Origin of the sequence: Paenibacillus sp. FJAT-26967 (genome assembly GCF_001541095.1) — a bacterium.
Classification (GTDB): domain Bacteria; phylum Bacillota; class Bacilli; order Paenibacillales; family NBRC-103111; genus Paenibacillus_F.
Map to the genome: position 1 here is coordinate 21,062 of NZ_LMXH01000009.1, position 18,937 is coordinate 39,998.

Sequence of the window (18,937 nt, forward strand, 5' to 3'; positions counted from 1 at the left end):
GCATGGATAAAGAACAGCCATTGCTCGAACACTTGACCGAGCTGCGCAGACGGATTTTCTGGGTACTGGGTGTCCTGGTCGTCGGCGTTGTCATTGGTTTGATTTTTGCAAAACGTGTAATTCTCTTTCTCAAATCCGTACCCCCGGCAGACAAAATTGCCTGGCACGTCTTCTCGCCATGGGATGCCCTGCGTTTATACATGAATTTCGGTATGGTTGTCGCCCTGCTTATTACGCTTCCTGTAGCTCTCTATCATATTTGGGCTTTCGTGAGCCCCGGCCTCAAGAAAGCGGAACAGAAAGCTTCCATCTTGTACATACCGGGAGCTGTCATCTTGTTCCTTGCCGGTTTGGCATTCGGTTATTTTGTCGTGTTCCCGATGGCATTCTTCTTTACGACGGCGATCAGTCATTCGATGGGAATTACGGAATTGTACGGTGCCGCTCAATATTTTTCGTTTATGTTCAATATCATTCTCCCGTTGTCGGCACTCTTTGAGCTGCCCATCGTCGTTATGTTCCTGACGAAGCTGCGGATTCTCAATCCGCTCCGGTTGGCTAAAATGCGCCGGTATGCTTACATGGTACTCGTTATCTTGTCTACCGTTATTACACCGCCGGATGCGATTTCTGCTATTCTCGTCTCGGTGCCGATGATTCTCCTGTATGAATTTAGTGTCTTTTTGTCGAGAATTATTTATCGCAAGCAGCTTGTACAGGATGCGGCATGGGAAGCCGAATATGGAGATCAGGAAGAACTGGACGAGCAAAGCGAACAAGCGGTCAAATGACTGCTTGTTTTTTTATACCTTCTGGCGGAACTGCCAGTCATAGCGGAGTCCGTCAGGCCGCCGCTTTAACTGTTCAGGGGGGGAAGGACTGTTTATAATGAGATGGAGGAAGATTACGCGGGAATCGAGTGATTGAATGATGATGAATCCGGTTATTATGTTGTTGGCCGCCTATGGATTAGGCTGCTTGTCCACAGCGTATCTTCTTATTAGACTTCAGCATGGGCAGGATATCCGCACACTCGGAAGCGGAAATGCCGGCGCCCGGAATGCAGGGAGGCATTTCGGTTCCAAGACATTTGCTGCGATATTCATTGGAGATGCCGGCAAGGCTGTCCTGGCGGTTTATGCCGCTTCCTGGTTCACCGATTCACGGACCGTTCTGTATATGGTGTTGCTGGCGGTAGTGGCGGGCCATGTGTACCCGGTGTTTCTCCGCTTTCGGGGCGGGAAGGGAATGTCTCCCTTCGCAGGAGGGGCGCTGGCTCTGGACTGGCGTGTTTTTCTCGGTATGCTGGGATTAGCTTTGGTTCTGCTGCTTGTGTTCCGGAGGTTTACACCTGCAGGGCTTATCGCGATTGTTACTTATCCCTTCTTTATTTATGGAGTTGAATTATCGAGGGCCGGCGCTCTGCTCGGAGGGTTGACCGTCTTGCTTATTCTTTTTGCGCACAGAAGTAATATTAAGGAAATGATCAGGGGTGGGGCAGGATGAGTTTGATATATAAAATTGCTTCGACCAATTCGGAAATAGAGCAAATCCACCGTTTGAATTACCAGACGTTCGTGGATGAAATCCCTCAACATGAGCCTAATGCGGAATGTCTCAGGGTAGACCGGTTTCATGACGAAAATACATATTTGATCGGGAAAAAAGGCGAAAAGCTGGTTGCTATGCTAGCCATACGCGGACAACGTCCTTTTTCGTTGGATGAAAAGCTGGGGAACGTGGATGCTTATTTGCCCTTCAAGTCTAAGAATATGGTCGAAATTCGCCTCCTGGCCGTTGACAAGCAGTATCGGAACGGCTCCGCTTTCTACGGCTTGGCACAGTTCTTGAAGGGCTATCTGTGGGACTCAGACGTAGATATGGCCGTGATGTCCGGAACGACGCGGGAGCTGAAGCTGTACCGGCGGCTCGGTTTTGTGCCGTTCGCCCACACGGTAGGAACCAAGGAGGCTGCTTTCCAGCCGATGTATATGACCCGGCAGTCTTTCCAGGGATCGGAGACAGCGAAGCTGTTCAATAGCCCGGAGTCTGTGTCTTTTTGCGCCGGACCCGTGTCTATTGAAGCTGAAGTAGCCGGATGGATGAACCGCCAGCCTGTGTCGCACCGTTCCGCGCATTTTGTGGAGAAGATGACGGACGTGCAGGCAAAATTAACTGCTATGACACAGTCGGAGCATGTGCAGATTCTGCTGGGCTCGGGGACACTCGCCAATGATGCCGTAGCGGGACAGCTTTCGCGCTTAGAGGGAAGAGGGCTGATTCTCGTAAACGGAGAGTTCGGGGGCCGCCTGGTAGACCATGCCCGGCGTATGAGGCTGGATTTTGATGTGCTGGAAGAGGCTTACGGAAAGCCCTTTGACACGGAGTCGGTCGAGGCGATGCTTCACAAGTCTTCTTATTCGTGGGTATGGATGGTGCATTGCGAGACTTCGACGGGAATGCTGAACGACACTGAGTCGGTCGGGGAATTGTGTTCCAAGTATGGGGCAAGGCTCTGTCTGGACTGCATCAGCTCACTAGGAGCGGTGCGTCTGGATCTGCGGCAGGTGTATCTGGCGAGCGGTGTCAGCGGCAAAGCTATTGGAGCTTACACAGGCCTGGCGTTTGTTTTTCATCAGGAGAAAATAACTCCGTGCTCTCATCTCCCGCGTTATCTGGATCTGGGTCTGTATGCAGACAAGCAGAGCGTGCCTTTCTCGCATTCTTCTAATTTACTCGATGCCTTGAACGAGGCTTTACAAAAATATTCCGATTCCGGCCCTTATGAAGAATTAATGGACATGAGCGAGCTGCTCTATGAAGAGCTTGCCCGATTGGGGCTTAAGCCTTTGACGGAACAAGATCATGCCGCTCCTCTCATTGTTACGATACCGCTGCGGCACCCTCTTTCTTCCTGCGAAATAGGGGATGAGCTTGCCCGGCAGGGGTTCTGCCTGCAGTATGAAAGTGATTATCTGGCGGAACGTAATCTTATCCAGATTGCCACAATCGGCATCAGCAGGGAGAGCCTGCTCGATATGACGCGCGAGCTGGAAAAGATCCTGGGGAACCTGCGGTCTCCGAGCATGAGCTAAACAAGTAAGCCGGATAGTCGGCTTGACATGGCAACGGTACATAGGCGCGCTGAGAATGCTCCGGCTGGTGAAGCAGGCCGCATAACAGTGTGGCGTGGAGTTTAACCCTCGGTCTTCGGTCTGCGGAGGATTAGCGGAGATTAGCCGCAACAAAAGCGTGAGTCCATAGATGCGGCCGCGTGTGAATGTCTTTGGTACAAGACGAATAAAAAAAGCCGATCTCGGATACAATGGGGAAGGCACTTCAGTTTGGGAACGTCTTCCAATTCATTTTTTACCGGAAAAACTATAAAAAATAACAAAACCCACTTGCAAAACGATGATAAAATCATTATCATTAAAAGTGTTGTTAGCACTTAAGATGTTTGAGTGCTAAACCCTAAACCAATCCATACAAACCTAAAGGAGGCTATTTATCCATGATCAAACCGTTGGGTGATCGCGTTATCATTGAAGCCATTGCGAAAGAGGAAACGACTGCTAGTGGGATCGTACTTCCGGACACAGCCAAAGAAAAGCCGCAGGAAGGTAAAGTTGTAGCGGTTGGTAGCGGAACGCTGAAAGATGGCGAGCGTATTGCACTGGAAGTTAAAGAAGGCGACCGCATTATTTTCTCCAAGTACGCAGGGACTGAAGTGAAATTCGAAGGCCGCGAGCTGTTGATTATGCGTGAGAGCGACATTCTTGCCGTCTTAGCCTAATTTAGCACAATAACGTAGAACAACTATACTTAAGCATACATTCGTATACTTGCCGGGACGGCGAGACCGCTCTGACCGGGGGACAAGTAAGGACATAGATCGCAAACGGAAAGCGAATATCATTTCAGGGAGGGTTTTAAACCATGGCTAAAGATATTATGTTCAGTGAAGACGCGCGTCGCGCAATGCTTCGTGGTGTGGACGCTCTGGCGAACGCAGTAAAAGTAACACTCGGACCAAAAGGCCGCAACGTTGTACTCGAGAAGAAATTCGGCAGCCCGCTGATCACGAATGACGGCGTAACGATCGCTAAAGAAATCGAACTCGAAGACGCTTTCGAGAACATGGGTGCACAGCTTGTTAAAGAAGTCGCAACCAAAACGAACGATGTAGCGGGTGACGGAACAACGACTGCTACGGTTCTGGCTCAGGCTATGATCCGTGAAGGTCTGAAGAACGTAACTGCGGGTGCTAACCCGATGGTAATCCGCAAAGGGATCGACAAGGCTGTCCGCGCGGCTGTTGAAGAGCTTGCAAGCATTGCGAAGCCTATCGAAGGCAAGCAAAGCATTGCACAAGTAGCGGCAATCTCCGCTGCTGACGATGAAGTAGGCGAGCTGATCGCTGAAGCTATGGAGAAAGTCGGCAAAGACGGCGTTATCACCGTTGAAGAATCCAAAGGATTCGCGACCGAGCTGGAAGTGGTTGAAGGCATGCAGTTCGACCGCGGATACATCTCCCCTTACATGATCACGGATACAGACAAAATGGAAGCTGTCCTGGACAATCCTTATGTTCTGATCACGGACAAGAAGATCACGAACATTCAAGAAATCCTGCCTGTACTTGAGAAAGTCGTACAACAAGGCAAACAGCTTCTGATCATTGCTGAAGACGTAGAAGGCGAAGCTCTTGCAACGCTGGTAGTCAACCGTCTGCGCGGAACGTTCACTTGCGTAGCTGTTAAAGCTCCAGGCTTCGGCGACCGCCGCAAAGCTATGCTTCAGGATATCGCTGCTCTGACTGGCGGCCAAGTGATTACAGAGGAACTCGGCCTTGAGCTGAAATCCGCTACTGTACAACAACTGGGTACGGCTCGTCAAATCCGTGTAACCAAAGAAAACACGATCGTTGTTGACGGCGCTGGCGCTAAAGAAGACATCAACGCTCGCGTTTCGCAAATCAAAGCTCAACTGGAAGAAACCACTTCCGAGTTCGATAAAGAAAAACTGCAAGAGCGTCTGGCTAAACTTGCTGGCGGCGTTGCGGTAATCAAAGTCGGTGCTGCTACAGAAACCGAACTGAAAGAACGCAAACTGCGCATCGAAGATGCCCTGAACGCAACTCGCGCTGCTGTTGAAGAAGGTATCGTAGCAGGTGGCGGTACAGCCCTCGTGAGCGTGTATAATGCCGTATCGGCTGTCGGTGCTGAAGGCGACGAGAAAACAGGCGTAAACATCGTTCTGCGTGCTCTGGAAGAGCCTGTACGTACGATCGCTGCGAATGCGGGTCAAGAAGGATCTGTTATCGTTGAGCGTCTGAAGAAAGAATCCGTAGGTATCGGCTACAACGCGGCTACCGGCGAATGGGTCAACATGCTTGAAGCAGGTATCGTCGATCCTGCCAAAGTAACCCGCTCCGCGCTGCAGAACGCGGCATCCGTTGCTGCGATGTTCCTGACAACGGAAGCTGTTATCGCCGACAAGCCTGAGAAAGACAAACCAGCTATGCCGGATATGGGCGGTATGGGTGGAATGGGCGGCATGATGTAAGAAGAATAAAAACCCTTGGTGCAACAAGGGTTTTTAATAAGTAATGTGTTACTTGTTAACGTTTTGTTAACATTGGATCGCTAGTTTTGAGGCTTCTCATTAGTTCACCGAACTTTTGAGATGCCTCTATTTTTTTTGGTTTAGTTATATGTAGGTAGATGCGTCTGGTTATGTCGTCATTAGCATGTCCCAGGCGATGCATAATTTGTTCGAGTGAAATGCCGGCTTCCGCAAGGAGTGATGTATGAGTATGTCTTAGGGAGTGAGGGGTGAGGTCTTGATTGAGGCAAGATATTCGGAGTAGCCGCTTCATCCTGATCTGTATTACTTTTATGACTTCTGGATATCCAGCGTATCTTCCGGTTTTGGCAAATACGAAATCGTAATTGGCGTAGGCTGCATTCTTTGATTTTTCAATATCTTGTATGGTTTTTAAATTCATAAGATCGTCCATTATTTCTTGCTCTATTACAATGTCCCGAATTGAACTTTTTGTCTTTGGAGTATTTATTTTAAACTCGCTGTAATTGTTTTTGGGATTGTATAAGGTCTTGTTGATGGTGATTGTGCAATTATCGAAATCTATATCTCTCCATTTTAGTGCACATAATTCTCCAACACGTATTCCGCTGTATGCGAGAGTCCGAAATATTTCATAGTCTCGTTCTAATCCGTGTTCACTAGCGCATTTTAAAAACGTAGCCAAATCTTCTTTTTCTAAGTACCGAGGTATCTCTTCTTTATTTTCTAAGTCCGCTACCGTTTTTACTTGTTTGGGTACATATGCATTTTCTGCCGGGTTAATCTTTATAGCACCAATTTTTTTACAGTAATCGAAAATCATGTTGCCAGTTGAATGTATCCCTTCCAGAGTATTGTCAGAAATCCCACTTTCCTTTAAAGATATCAATGCGTCTTGATACATAATCTCGGTTATAGTACCAACAATAAGTTTTTGGAAATATGGCATCAATTTGTTTCTTTCATATGTCCTAATTCTTATTGTTCCATCTTTTTTAACCTTGCCATGTTTTTGGTAGGACTCTAACCACTGTAATGAAGCATCTTCGAAATTAATCTTTTGATCCTCTATATAATGGCCTTTGGTTAGCTCTGTATGAAGTAAAGCAGCGGCTGCCTGTGCGGCTGCTTTTGTCTTAAATTCACCTTTACCCTTCTGTTTCCTTTCTATGGCTTTATAGACAGCTCGGCGGACTCCGTGCTACTCAAGGATGATAATTTTTTGGACCAGGTTACCAAGGCAACCGCAGACGGCCTGGCGGAAGCGTTCGGGCTGCCCGCAGCTGGACTGCAAACGATCCGCTGCAGAATGCTCTGAGCAAGATGCAAAAGGCTGAATTGATCGACACTCCGGATTATTGGCTGGCTAACGCCCGCGCCGGTGGAACGGTCAAAGGTGAATTTGCTGAGCTGCTTATTATACGTATGGCTGATAAATTATAGGGGAGGGTCTATTCGATGGCTCAACAAATTACGGAGATTCTTGAAATGCTAATTCTTGCTGCAGTTACCGCTCTTGCAGGCGTAGTGGCCGTGGCGATTACGTCCGGCAAAACGTACCTTATTAATTGGCTGCAGGCCCGGACCAATGCGGCACAGCAGGATCTCATTTTTAAAGTCGCCCGCGAGGCTATGGCCTTTGCTGAAAATCAGGATGCGTTTATCAAAGGCAAGGACAAGCTTTCCGCGGCCATTGATTACGCGGCCAAGGAGCTACAGAACCGTGGGGTAAATGTGGACCGTAAAAAGCTGCTGGCAACGGTCCAGGCTGCCTGGATGGAATATAACAAGTCTTAACTTCCAATATGGTTTAAGATTTTTTTAGCCATATTATGAAGTCCGTCTGGCAGTGATAGCTCTGTTATCGAGAACACGAAAATATTATCTTTCGCTGATTCTAATCCATCCGGGAGGTCGTCGTAAATTGAGGTTATAAGGAAATTAGGAAAGGCTTTATGGCCGGCAAGCGTTTCACTTATGTTTAAAATCAGTGCATGTGAAACATTTTCATTAACATACAGACATCCGAAAGTTTGAGCCCAGTACCAAGATTGGAATAGGCTCCAAGCGTTCTGGCTGTTGCTTTTATCTTTAAACATATGATCGAAAAGCCACGGATTGGTTAGGTATCGAAGATCCAAATTTGTAATAGCTTCACTCGAAGGATTTAAAAACATTGAATGACTTAAATCTTCAAGGTATCGGTTCCACATTTCTTTTTTATTGTGAATAAAGACATCGTGTTCAAGAAGCCCTTCTTTATTGGAGTTAATCGCAGGGAATTTAGTCGAACCGGTATAAAAATTGGTATAGATATTATCTAGGAATTGCAAATAATTAAGAACAAAGGAACATGAGTTTGTTATCTGATTTCCTGTCATATTTCCTCCTTAAAATGTGATGATAATAGAATAGTTCCCAATGGCTTTTGATCCATTGGGAACATTAAGTTCATATTTACCATGCATGATTAAAAAGGATTATAGAACCCTATTTTACAATTAGGAACAACACTCATAACGACCCCGTTCAAACCATATGACTTACCTGTAATTGTAGCAGAATATGCCCCTTTATAGCCAGTTATGGATTCGTTACCACTCGCATTATTATTTTGCGATCCTGTTCCTGAGATATCAATAGTTTCTAAGGGAGTTCCTGTAGTTGTTGAAATTGTAATTTCCCCATTAAAGTAGTATGGGGCTGAAAAGGCAGGGTAAACTTCCCATCTGAAGTATTTACCGGAAGATATATATTCTTGAGACAAACGGATCGGAAAGCTTTATTCGTCGGGCAAAATCAGTCTGTGTCATTTCAGCTTTCGCGAGGAGATCAGGTAAACGACTCCTCCTGATCCGGATATTCAAAACAAGATGTGCCTCCTTGCTGCTAATGTCTGATTCATTATATATCGTATATAAATAAAAAACGAGCAGCCTCTAAGGGCGCTCGCCTTGTTTGATGCCAAGTGCGTCTTTTAATCCGGCTTCTTCGCTGGCGTCCCGTAGCCACTTAGGCAGCGTGCAGTTTTTGGTCACAGACTTGTTAGTTGCTTCGTCCCTGTAAGGCGGCAGGTAAACGTCCAGGTATACGATACGGTCCGTCGGGCTGTGCAGCTCGATGTCTTCGGGATTCGACGGATCAGGGATAGGCAGCCCCTTGTCTTCCATTTCAATGATTCGATCTATCATCATTTCTTTAGCGTTTTTGATGCCTGTCACAGTATCCGCGGCCATGACGGCTGTCCCAGGAAGGTCGGGAAAATACAAACTAACCCCGTCATCTGCCGTTTCGATAACAACCGGGTAGATAAATGAGTCTTTACGAGCCGGCGAAAAATCGAGATACATAACCTTGTGCTGAACAACCTATATATAATGCTTGCAGATGCGATGACAGACCGGATCATAAATGACATGACCGCGATCCTGAAGTAGCTACGAGAGCGAGATATAAAAATATATGAGGATGAGAGAGTGGACGATTTTCTAAGGGTCAGATTTACGTGCCGCGGCTACCAGGACGACATTGCTGTTACGCGTGATGTTGTTAAATCGGAGATCAAGGTCAAGCTGCAGAGGTACATGGGGGATATGGTCAAGGATTTGCAAAGTAAATAGTCAGCACAAAGAAAAGCGACTTATTGGACACTAATCCGCCCACGGTCACTTTTTATTATGATTTAGATTTGTAAAAGGATTGAACTAACGGGCAGGATTGCGTAACAAAAGTCTCCCAACTTCGTCTATAATTTTACATGGAAATAATTGGGTAGTTGATCGAATCAAATTCGAAGATAAATTGGAGGTTCGAATAGTATGGATGTAAAATCGGAGTTTCTAAAAAAATTAAAGCTGCATAAAGAGTATAATGAGAGTCAACGTAAATCAGGGCAATTGCTTGAGTTAGAAGGTGCAGATTTATCAGGTATTGATCTATCAAATAAGGATTTAAATAGTGCTATTTTGTATGAGGTCAGATTTAATAATACAAACTTAAAAAACTCTGATCTGTATGGTTGTTTTCTGGTTGGAGCATATTTTAATGGGGCAGATTTGACGGGAGCACTATTAAACAAAGCAAACCTAGATTATACTGCATTCGAAAATGCTACATTAAAAAACGTTTCTGCAGTTAGAGCAACATTGCTAAGGCTAACATATACCGAGCAGACTTATCTAACGCTTGTCTTATAAGGGTATATTTTAGAGAGGCAAATCTCGAGCAATTTAATCTTAGAAATGCTAATGTGCAAATTGGATTGATGTAGGTCCAGAAGGCGCCCCTAAGAGAATCGAGGGTGAAGAGATGCGTGCATGGCTATGTAATGCTGCAGATTGCTCAACTAACGGATAACGATAGTTGAATAAACAGTTGAGATGGCTGCTGACCCTTAATGGTACGGATGCCTTTACTCAACTAACGGGCAGGTTAGTGATATTGCTTTAGTGTAAGAAAGTAAAAAATGGAAACTTTTAACTTGTCACTTCGTCTATTTCATTAGAATTTAATATTGGGAGTGATGAATTTTGAAAAAGTTTGTTTTAGGTCTAATTTGCGGAGTTGGTTTAACAGCAACGACTGCTGTTTATGCAGCAGACACTATTCAAGCATACTTGTTTCCTGCGAAATTCGAAGTGAATGGACAAAACAAAGAAATCAGCAGTGAATATACGGTATTGAACTATAACGGTCATGCTTATGTACCTGTACGTTTTGTAGCAGAAAGCTTGGGGCTTGGGATAAGGTATGCAGACAAAGATAATGTGATTTTGATTATGAATGAGCCAACTAACGTTGATGAAGTAACAAAAAAGGTTTGGTTGGTCCAATACCGCATAACTAACGGAGTGGACAGAAATTATGTAAAAGGTCTTTTAGGCGAACCAAGCGTAGAACGAACGAATGATGATTCGCAACAAGCGGTTTGGAGATATGATATATCGCCGACTCAAGGATATAAATACGATGATTTAAACAAAATTGACATTAAGGGACTTGAACAAGGAGACATTAAAGCTCAGATTTTCATACATTGGTCTAATGAAGGCAAAGTTGAAAAAATTGAATTGTGGTACAAAAAAGATAAATGGATTATCGTGAACTATTTATACGAAGACGGCTCAACCACAGATGCTATATACGAATAAAGCTGAAAAAGCATCATTAAAGATGGTACTTTTTCACTACGCTAACGGGTAACGATAGTTGAATGAACTGCTCTTATTACAAAGAAAAGCGACTTTTGGATATGATATCCGTAAAGTCGCTTCTTTTTCAGATTTAATATTTATCACTGCTTTCAATACTCATCACTTGTTGCCTGTGCCATAACTGCTTCAGCAGTTCGACTGTCTCAGGGTCACTTGTAATCTGGTGCTCAAACGCCTGTTCCTGGCGCTGTGTTGCCGCTATATCCGCATTAACATGAATATGTTCCTTCTTGCTCCACCTTTCGGGGTAACGTCGTTCCAGAAGCCATGCGCCCGCCTTCCAATCGTGCTGTGCGTGACCACGAATCGTTTGGATTGTCTCCGCTTCACAGTCCGCTATAGCTCGATTATAGGCAAAGTAGAAGTCACTATGAATACCTTCGCTTTCTTGTTCGCCTTGCTTAAGCCATCGGTAAACCGTGTTCGTACTATTTCCGCAGATACCACAAGCAGTTTCTGGTCAAGGATTTGCAAAGTAAATAGTTTGAGACATTATTTCAGACTCTCTTGAAAAGAACAAATGTTCTAAATGGGGAGAGGTTTCCGTGATTAACTTAAAGCGATACATTGGCAGAAAGATTGAAATCATTTATGTTGATCGCTTCGAAAAAATCTCGCAGCGCACCATTAAGGTAAAAGGAATCGAAGGCGAGTTTATCAAGGCATTCTGCCTGGATAAGAATGCAGCACGTATTTTTAAAATGAAGCAGATCCTTTCTGTTAAACCGGCATCTTGAAATTGTATGAATGGGAGTAACTACTCAAACACATAAGCAGATTTAGTCCCAATACACCACGAAGGAGAGGTTTCGATGGATTGCGATCAGATAGGTTTGAAACATCAAAAAAGGATAGAAGTAGTTTTAACACGGTGTGAACAGAACGAACATGTTTTACATATAAAGCTTTCGTTGCTATTGAATGAACTCAGAATTATTCCTGGGGTAAGAGTTGAGGTGCTAACGGAAATAGAGGAGTTATACATACAGAAAGGCATCGACTATTGTTACTTCGCATATCATCACGGATTTCAAGATGGTAGAGCGAACAAATAAATTTGTTAACGTGTTAACGTATTGTTAACGCAAATTCGTTAACAACGGTGTTTTAGTGTGCATGATGTTGCAGAACAATTCAGCAAAATCGCACAAACAGCACAAGTTTGCAACGATGTAACACCCCTAGATTTTATGGGCGGCATGATGTAAGAAGGGCTGAACAGCCCTGTAATACCAGTAAAAGCGGACTCCTCCGGGGGTCCGTTTTTTTCTGTTACCTGAGTTAAAAATCTCATAGATTACGAAAACCACAAGATCTTTCTTTCTGAGCGGTCGTGGTCCACTTATCAGAGATTAAGAGGGAAGAATAACGATCCATTTATTTACAAAATATTATACCTGCTGGTAATTATTTCTGCTATACTCAAATTACCAAAAACAGGAGGTGTATTATGAAAAAGAAAATCATGTCCGTGACTCTAGCAAGTCTTCTTTCTCTCACTTTTGCAGTATCATCGGCCCTGGCGGCTGGTGATCAAGTCGTTTCCACAGGTGTAACCGGTAATAATTTCAGTTCTACAGCGATCATTGACGGTCAAGGGAAGAATGGGAGATTGACACTGAAAGTAAGCGGGGATGCTTATGGCATAACCTCCCTCTCCGAGAAATGTTCCAAGAGCTGGGTTAGTAAAGGTCTACTCAATACCAACTCGGTCACGAATGGCGGAGTAGTCACAGCTAACTTTTATTTGAAAAGCGGCTGCCAGTACAAAGCAGATTTATATGGCACAGGGGATGGACAAGCAACGGTATGGCTCTATAATTACAATGGTCCCATAGTACCGTAAATTCCAGTATTATAGGTGAGAAAAACACATAAAAAACGACAGCCGCTTTGAAGCGGACTGTCGTTTTTCTTGTCTAGCGGTTAAATGAATTTAGCTGCTTCCAGGAAGCGTTTCAGCATAGCGGCACTTTGTGCACGAGTCGCCTGCTCAAGAGGTTTAATCATAGTCGGTGTCATACCGTCGATGATTTTCAGATCAAGAGCTGCTGCGATCTCTTTCTCTGCCCAGATGATGCTGTTCGAATCACTGAACTTGGCAAGAAGCTGTTGGCTCTTTGCGGAATCCACATTCGTGTTTACGCCTGCATAGTTCAATGCACGCACCACCATAGCGGCCAGTTCTTCGCGGGTAATCTGGTTATTCGGACGGAATGTACCGTCTTCATATCCGTCAACCAGCTTCAGCTTGGCTGCAGTCGCAACCACGTCTGCATACCATTGGTTCGATGCTACGTCTTTGAAGTTAGAAGCGGCACTGTTAGGCTGTACGCCAAGTGAGCGGACCAGCATTGCTGCGAACTCGGCACGAGTGATGCTGCGGTCTGGCTGGAATGTCGTGTTGGTAACGCCATCCACTACGAGCTTATTAGCAAGCATCGTAATGTAAGACTCGCCCCAGTGGCCTTTGATGTCTGAGAAAGTTTTATTCAGTTCGAGTACACCGTACACACTGTGGCCTTGACGCTTGATCATGACATCTGTTTTGCCATCGCTAAACGTGTAGAAAGCAGGCACGAACATCATGCTCTTAGTGGTTTCGTTATACAGGAATGCAGTTGTTTTAGCTTGGCTCAGTACGGAGTTAAACTCCAGGCTGCGAGGTACGTACACGCTGCCTGTATCGATTGCTGCAAATTTATCTGCTGCAGTCGCTGCTGCCAGATTAAAGTCGGCCGGAGTACCTACAATTTTACCGCCCATAGCTGCTGCTGCTGTTTGCATGCTGCTGCGCTGTGCTTCGGATACGAACTTAATGCTGACGCGAATATACAGTTCACTTGTAGCTACACCCAAAGAGCTGGCAAGGGAATCGTAGCTTAGAGATGCTAAAGGTACATAGTAGACAGCACTGCCGTTTCTGACTTTAACTTGTTTGTTGGTGCTGTTGTCTTTCAGGATCCAAGCCGGGATGTTGACCATATCCCCATTAAGTACGATTTCGAGTGTATCGCCTTTGCTGAGAGCTTCTTGAAGCGCTTGAGCGTCAAGAGAGCCATCCGCTCCTGCTTTGAGGATGCTCGGAGCTGTATTCTCATCATCCGGTGTTGTTGCTCCACCTTCGTTACCGCCGCCTGGAGTAGTAGGGCCGGGGGTGGTATTGTTATCATCGTCACTGTAGTTGGAGTTGTACGCTTCCTTATAAACGGAATCTACTACAGAGTGCAGTCTGACGTAGGAATAAGTGGAACTAACAACGGTTGAAAAATCATATTTATATTGCTTTGTCGTTTCATCGTAGTAATTGGCGTATGTAGCTTTAATAACTTTCACCAAATTACCACTTGGTCCATATACATGCAGGTCGGTTTCATTTCCTACCTTACTATCAAGGTATACGGAACCTGATACGGTATCATTGTTGAATGTTACATTTGAGTAGCTTGTTTTGGCTAAAGCAAGAATCGGCATAAGAGCAGAAAGCATTAGCATCAAGCACAGCATCTGTGCAGTTTTGGTAAACCATCGATTCATCGGGGCAGCGCTCCATTCATTCTTAGATATTGTTTTTTTAATCTTGATCTTATGTTTCATCTTTTGTCGATTCACCTCCTTTGGCGACAGATTATAAAGCTCATGTTGTAAGTATTTAACAATCGTAATTATCCATATATCGACATATTGAAACATTTAGCTTATAAAATAAGCTTTTTTATCAAAATAAAGACCTCATCCATGAAAAGGACAAGGTCTTTGGTAATTGTTATTTAATTTAATCTTGTATTATTTTAGCGGGGGGGAGCTGGCAATGATCTGATCCACTTCTTGCTGTACAGTTGGGGATTGCCCTTTTGCTTTATCTAATGCGGCCTGATCAGTTTTATTCTGCAGTTTAAGTGCAGCCAAATAGTAACGCATTCCGGTTTGTTCGCTGCTATCTTTTAACTCGGAAGATACAAAAGGCTTCAGCTCTGCTTCTGTCTCAGCATATTTGCCTTGGGCAAAAAGCATTTGACCTATACTTAATCTCATAGCAGCCGTAACGTCAAAATCACGTCCTTGCAGCTGTCCTTCAGGAAGTTTAGACAGTTGTACTTTTCTATCCAGCACTTCCTGATATACCTTAGCCGCTTTATTCCAGGATTTTTCCGCTCTGGCTTTATCCTTGGCCTGGTATCCCTGGAAGCCCGTTGAGACCTCGTATTGGATCATTCTTTCATAGAAAGATATGTCCCAAGGATATTTCTGTAATGCTATGCCAATCAGTTGAGCAGCCTCATCCCGCTGTCCCTTGGCTTGAAGCAGACGAATCTGACGATCCAGGAGAAATTTGTTATTAGGTTCCTTTTCGCGTGCTTGCTCAATTAGAGCCTTTTGTTCGGTGTAAAAATCTTCATTCTTATCTAGTTCATATAGCTGTGCCAGCATATCCGTTTTGACCAAGATGTATTCGGGATGATTGGGCCTTAATTCAAGTGCATTGTTTAAAGGGGTCACGATATCCGTATAGTTTTGGGATGTTTTGGCCACCTCTAATGCTTTGGCGTACGAGCTGTTGGCTGTTAAATAACGTACGGACACAAAGAGGAATACAATTGAAAGTACAATCATCGCAGCAGGGAAAGCATACCGCACGGCACTGACCTGTTTAGAGAACTCTTTCGTTTTCACTTTGGAGAGCATACCGCCCAGACAGATGAATAAGAGAGCACCCATGTAGACATAACTGATATCAAAGTCAATCATACTGTGCGCCAGAATAGCCGATGCAAAAATAAAGTACAGGAAGTGACTATCCCGCTCATTCTCAGAACTACGGATATAGGTGCGGATATAAAAAGTAAAGATCGCTATTAATAATCCGGCTAAAACGAGGAAACCGACGGCGCCGACTTCAACCAGGTATTGCAAGAAGAAATTGTGGGCTTGGCGGCTTGTGTAAGGATTGTTCTGATACTGTTCATACAGCGCTGACCATGCTCCGCCTCCGGCACCGAACAGCGGATAATCTGCGAACAGCTTCATAGCATCTTTGTAAAAAGTGAACCGTTCTAAAACGCTGTGTTGGGAGAAATTAATCGTTTCGATTCGGGTGCGTACATTTTCAGGCAAAATGTTTTTAAGTGGTGTTGCCATTAAGATAATGAACCCCAGAATTCCGAGTAGAATCGAACCGCCTGGAATAGTCATTCTAGCCCGCTTGCGTGCAGAGAATGTCTCTAGTTTGCTTTCCAGTGCAGGAGCAGCAAAGCGTTGTACCAGAAGCGCCAGAATGGCATAGACAAGCCCTGCACCCAGCAGCAGCAACCATCCCTGTGCGGACAAAGAGGCCGAAAATTGTTTATTTACATCGATTCCGATTGCTGTCACTTTGCTCAGCACGGCAAATGACGCAAGAGTCGACAAAATCAGATGAATCAATAACAATATTTGCCTTGATGGCTTTTGAAAGATTAGAATAAGAAAGAACACCGCTGGAAGGAAAATTAGTGCACCGCGTGACAAAGTTAACATAAAGGATACAAGCACCGGCACCAGCATCCAGCTGTGGATCAAGACCTGCGGCCATTTGCGGTTTTTCGACACCAGGAACAGTCCGCAGCCCCATAGGGCGATCAAGAAGCCGGCGTACGTGTTCGCATACTGAAAGACCGATGCTAAACGGAGTCCGTTGGAGTCTGTCATCACTGCGTCTTGATAGATTCCCCTGACAGCATCTATAGGTGCGAACCAGCTAACAAGCGTGCCTGCAAGCTGACCGTTGCCTAGCCAGTTCAGCAGTCCAAACAGCACAATTACATATCCGCTTGTCAGTAAGACAGTCTGAATGATCCGGTTGCCGATCACAGAAGTGGTCAGATAGGCCCCGATCAAGAAAAGAGTAACTTGAACAATTTGAATTAACAGAAGATTCTGGCCCGTATAGGCCGATGCAGCCGGAACTAAGGATATCAAATAGCAGAGCGGCAAAAGGAAAATAAGAATACTTAGTAAATCCTTGCGGTCTCTAAGCTTCCAGAAATAAAAGAAATACACAGCGATCATCAGCAAGAATATGGAGGCCCAGACGACGGCTGAATAAATCGGTCTCTCGAAGTCTAGCGAATTACCGTTAAATAAGGCCTTTTGGAATGGGGCCCAAAACAAAAACAGGCTAGCAAACCCGATTAACAGCCAGAAAATAATCGAGCTTCTTTCGGCCTGTTCTCTTTCGTCTAACTTTGGTTTTTTATACGCGTACATGCATAGTCTCCCTCTCTTAAATCTCGACAATATTTTATCATAGTGGAGAAAATATTCCAATTTGAGTTTGGGTCAGAGAGCATGCGCTTGTACTTTATATGCTATTATGTTTAAGGTTGAATATCATATTGCTTAAACTATTACATGTGTGGAGGGGCAGGAATGAATGTTCTTGTAACCGGCGGAGCTGGATTTATTGGATCAAGTATTGTTGAACTGTTAATAGAGAATGGACATAATGTATCCATCGTAGATAATTTGTCTACCGGTAAATTAGAATTCGTGAATAAAAAGGCGAATTTCTATTGTGCAGATATAAATGATGATTTAAGTGAATTGTTCGAAGAGATTGAACCGGAAGTTGTCGTACATCATGCTGCCCAAATTAGTGTGCAGACGTCAATTTTAGAACCGGCTAAAGATGCAAACATAAATATAACAGGGACTGTGAATTTATTGGAAAGTTGCATCAAGTATAAAGTGAGAAAAATTATTTATGCTTCATCCGCAGCAGTTTATGGTAAACCTGCTTATTTGAGTATCGACGAAGAGCATCCTACTGTCCCTATTTCATTCTATGGGATCTCAAAATATACGCCGGAGAATTATATTAAACTATTCGCAGATCTATACGGAATAAAATATACAATATTACGTTATTCGAATGTTTACGGCCCAAGACAGGACTCTAAAGGGGAGGGAGGGGTTGTATCCATATTTTTTGACAAGCTATGTAATGATGAGATTCCCGTTATCTATGGATCTGGTAGTCAGACCAGAGATTTTATATATGTAAAAGATGTCGCATTTGCAAATTTAATGGCTTTAAATAACGGTGACAATTCAATAGCTAACATATCGTCAAACAAACAAACTAGTGTCAATGAGTTATTTGAAGTCATTAACAGAGCACTGGATATTACGAAAGTTGCTCGATATGGTAAACCCAGATTAGGAGACATATCGGATAGCTGTTTAAATAATCGATATGCAAAGGCAATTTTAAACGGGTGGGCACCAAAATATTCACTTCAGACGGGACTTGCTGAAATGATAGAATCAAATCGAATTTTGAAAAATTGCAACCATATATAAACCTAAGGAGTTACATTGTGCAAAATTTACTTAAATTAATGTTTAATCTTTCTATTAATGATTTTAAAGCTAGATATACGGGATCATTTCTAGGTATCGTATGGGGAATTGCTAATCCTCTTATTACTATTTTAGTATATTGGTTTGTATTTGAGGTGGGTTTTCGCTCAGGCGTCCGTCCCGACGGTACTCCATTTATCGTTTGGCTTGCTTGTGGAATGATTATCTGGTTCTTTTTTGCAGAGTCTCTCTCAAGTTCAACTCACAGTTTCATTGAGTATAGCTACTTGGTAAAAAAGGTTGCATTTAGAATAGGGATTCTACCAATAGTAAAAATTATATCTTCATTTTATAATCATTTATTCTTCTTGATAATTTTTAACATAATTTTAATTATGTACGGTTATTTCCCGAATGTTACTTACATACAATCATTTTATTATTTGATTTGTGCTTCATATCTCTTATTGGGAATCAGTCTTATTACTTCGTCATTAATTGTTTTTGTTAAAGATATCGGACAAGTAGTAGGTATTATCATTCAAATCGGATTCTGGTTAATTCCAATTGTCTGGTCAACTGAGATATTATCTGATAAATACACAAAAATTTTTAAATTAAATCCAGTTTATTATATTGTAGAAGGTTACCGAGATACTTTTATAAATCACGTATGGTTCTGGCACCGTTACAATCAGACCGCATATTTTTGGTTAATCTCATCAATCATATTAGTATTGGGTATCTATTTGTTTAAAAAGCTGAAGCCACAATTTGCAGACGTATTATAAAAA

19 protein-coding genes are annotated in these 18,937 nt (G+C 43.8%); 14 read left to right on the forward strand and 5 right to left on the reverse strand.

Translation table 11 applies throughout. From position 1 onward, the window contains the following. Positions 1 to 2 precede the first annotated feature (2 nt). The 5 genes from tatC (at position 3) to groL (ending at position 5,568) form a co-directional block, all read left to right on the forward strand. A complete protein-coding gene (tatC, locus tag AR333_RS22050) occupies positions 3 to 791 on the forward strand; it encodes a twin-arginine translocase subunit TatC (RefSeq protein ID WP_068777537.1) in 789 nt (262 codons plus the stop codon). A 136-nt stretch (positions 792 to 927) separates the two neighbouring features. Continuing rightward, positions 928 to 1,506: a glycerol-3-phosphate acyltransferase gene (locus AR333_RS22055; protein ID WP_068777538.1), complete on the forward strand. Its 579-nt coding sequence runs from the start codon at positions 928 to 930 to the stop codon at positions 1,504 to 1,506. Then, on the forward strand, positions 1,503 to 3,095 hold the full coding sequence (locus tag AR333_RS22060; protein WP_068777539.1) for an aminotransferase class V-fold PLP-dependent enzyme: 1,593 nt from the start codon (positions 1,503 to 1,505) through the stop codon (positions 3,093 to 3,095). Before AR333_RS22055 ends, AR333_RS22060 begins: the two co-directional genes overlap by 4 nt. A 419-nt stretch (positions 3,096 to 3,514) precedes the next feature. Further along, positions 3,515 to 3,796, forward strand: a complete 282-nt coding sequence (gene groES, locus AR333_RS22065) for a co-chaperone GroES (RefSeq protein WP_068777540.1) — start codon at positions 3,515 to 3,517, stop codon at positions 3,794 to 3,796. Between the two features lie 143 nt (positions 3,797 to 3,939). Then, complete coding sequence (groL, locus tag AR333_RS22070; RefSeq protein ID WP_068777541.1) at positions 3,940 to 5,568, forward strand: chaperonin GroEL; 1,629 nt, start codon at positions 3,940 to 3,942, stop codon at positions 5,566 to 5,568. A 55-nt stretch (positions 5,569 to 5,623) separates the two neighbouring features. On the opposite strand, the gene AR333_RS22075 is transcribed toward groL, so the two are convergent. Next, positions 5,624 to 6,538 (reverse strand): site-specific integrase, encoded by a 915-nt coding sequence (locus AR333_RS22075; RefSeq protein WP_068777542.1) that lies wholly within the window; start codon positions 6,536 to 6,538, stop codon positions 5,624 to 5,626. 509 nt (positions 6,539 to 7,047) lie between these two features. Between AR333_RS22075 and AR333_RS22080 the strand changes: the two genes are divergently transcribed. Then, complete coding sequence (locus AR333_RS22080) at positions 7,048 to 7,386, forward strand: phage holin, LLH family (protein ID WP_068777543.1); 339 nt, start codon at positions 7,048 to 7,050, stop codon at positions 7,384 to 7,386. On the opposite strand, the gene AR333_RS22085 is transcribed toward AR333_RS22080, so the two are convergent. Together AR333_RS22085 and AR333_RS22090 are read right to left on the reverse strand one after the other, a co-directional pair. Further along, positions 7,383 to 7,970, reverse strand: coding sequence for a hypothetical protein (locus AR333_RS22085; protein ID WP_068777544.1), 588 nt, complete (start codon positions 7,968 to 7,970; stop codon positions 7,383 to 7,385). The genes AR333_RS22080 and AR333_RS22085 overlap by 4 nt on opposite strands. A gap of 558 nt (positions 7,971 to 8,528) precedes the next feature. Further along, positions 8,529 to 8,939 carry a type II toxin-antitoxin system HicB family antitoxin gene (locus tag AR333_RS22090; protein ID WP_068777545.1) on the reverse strand — a complete coding sequence of 137 codons (411 nt, stop codon included), beginning with the start codon at positions 8,937 to 8,939 and terminating at the stop codon, positions 8,529 to 8,531. A 126-nt stretch (positions 8,940 to 9,065) separates the two neighbouring features. Between AR333_RS22090 and AR333_RS24815 the strand changes: the two genes are divergently transcribed. The 6 genes from AR333_RS24815 to AR333_RS22115 all read left to right on the forward strand — a co-directional run bounded on the left by AR333_RS24815 (position 9,066) and on the right by AR333_RS22115 (position 12,648). Continuing rightward, the gene (locus AR333_RS24815; protein WP_156430990.1) at positions 9,066 to 9,209 is read left to right on the forward strand and encodes a hypothetical protein; all 144 of its coding nucleotides are present in this window, start codon (positions 9,066 to 9,068) and stop codon (positions 9,207 to 9,209) included. 198 nt (positions 9,210 to 9,407) lie between these two features. Beyond that, complete coding sequence (locus tag AR333_RS22095; protein WP_068777546.1) at positions 9,408 to 9,785, forward strand: pentapeptide repeat-containing protein; 378 nt, start codon at positions 9,408 to 9,410, stop codon at positions 9,783 to 9,785. Next, positions 9,782 to 9,859: a hypothetical protein gene (locus tag AR333_RS25830; RefSeq protein ID WP_367584971.1), complete on the forward strand. Its 78-nt coding sequence runs from the start codon at positions 9,782 to 9,784 to the stop codon at positions 9,857 to 9,859. Before AR333_RS22095 ends, AR333_RS25830 begins: the two co-directional genes overlap by 4 nt. 259 nt (positions 9,860 to 10,118) lie before the next feature. After that, the gene (locus AR333_RS22100) at positions 10,119 to 10,739 is read left to right on the forward strand and encodes a stalk domain-containing protein (RefSeq protein ID WP_068777547.1); all 621 of its coding nucleotides are present in this window, start codon (positions 10,119 to 10,121) and stop codon (positions 10,737 to 10,739) included. 608 nt (positions 10,740 to 11,347) lie between these two features. Then, positions 11,348 to 11,539: a hypothetical protein gene (locus AR333_RS22105; protein ID WP_253735948.1), complete on the forward strand. Its 192-nt coding sequence runs from the start codon at positions 11,348 to 11,350 to the stop codon at positions 11,537 to 11,539. Between the two features lie 713 nt (positions 11,540 to 12,252). Then, positions 12,253 to 12,648 (forward strand): hypothetical protein, encoded by a 396-nt coding sequence (locus tag AR333_RS22115; protein ID WP_068777549.1) that lies wholly within the window; start codon positions 12,253 to 12,255, stop codon positions 12,646 to 12,648. A gap of 80 nt (positions 12,649 to 12,728) precedes the next feature. Here the strand turns inward: AR333_RS22115 and AR333_RS22120 are convergent, their stop codons facing one another. Both AR333_RS22120 and AR333_RS22125 read right to left on the reverse strand, forming a co-directional pair. Continuing rightward, positions 12,729 to 14,339, reverse strand: coding sequence for an S-layer homology domain-containing protein (locus AR333_RS22120; RefSeq protein ID WP_084783977.1), 1,611 nt, complete (start codon positions 14,337 to 14,339; stop codon positions 12,729 to 12,731). Positions 14,340 to 14,588: 249 nt separating this feature from the next. Beyond that, positions 14,589 to 17,048, reverse strand: coding sequence for an O-antigen ligase family protein (locus AR333_RS22125; protein ID WP_068777551.1), 2,460 nt, complete (start codon positions 17,046 to 17,048; stop codon positions 14,589 to 14,591). 162 nt (positions 17,049 to 17,210) lie between these two features. On the opposite strand from AR333_RS22125, the gene AR333_RS22130 reads away from it, so the two are divergent. Continuing rightward, entirely contained in the window at positions 17,211 to 18,143 is a 933-nt protein-coding gene (locus tag AR333_RS22130; protein WP_068777552.1) for an NAD-dependent epimerase/dehydratase family protein, read from the forward strand. Between the two features lie 17 nt (positions 18,144 to 18,160). Then, entirely contained in the window at positions 18,161 to 18,934 is a 774-nt protein-coding gene (locus tag AR333_RS22135; protein ID WP_253735949.1) for an ABC transporter permease, read from the forward strand. Positions 18,935 to 18,937 lie beyond the last annotated feature (3 nt).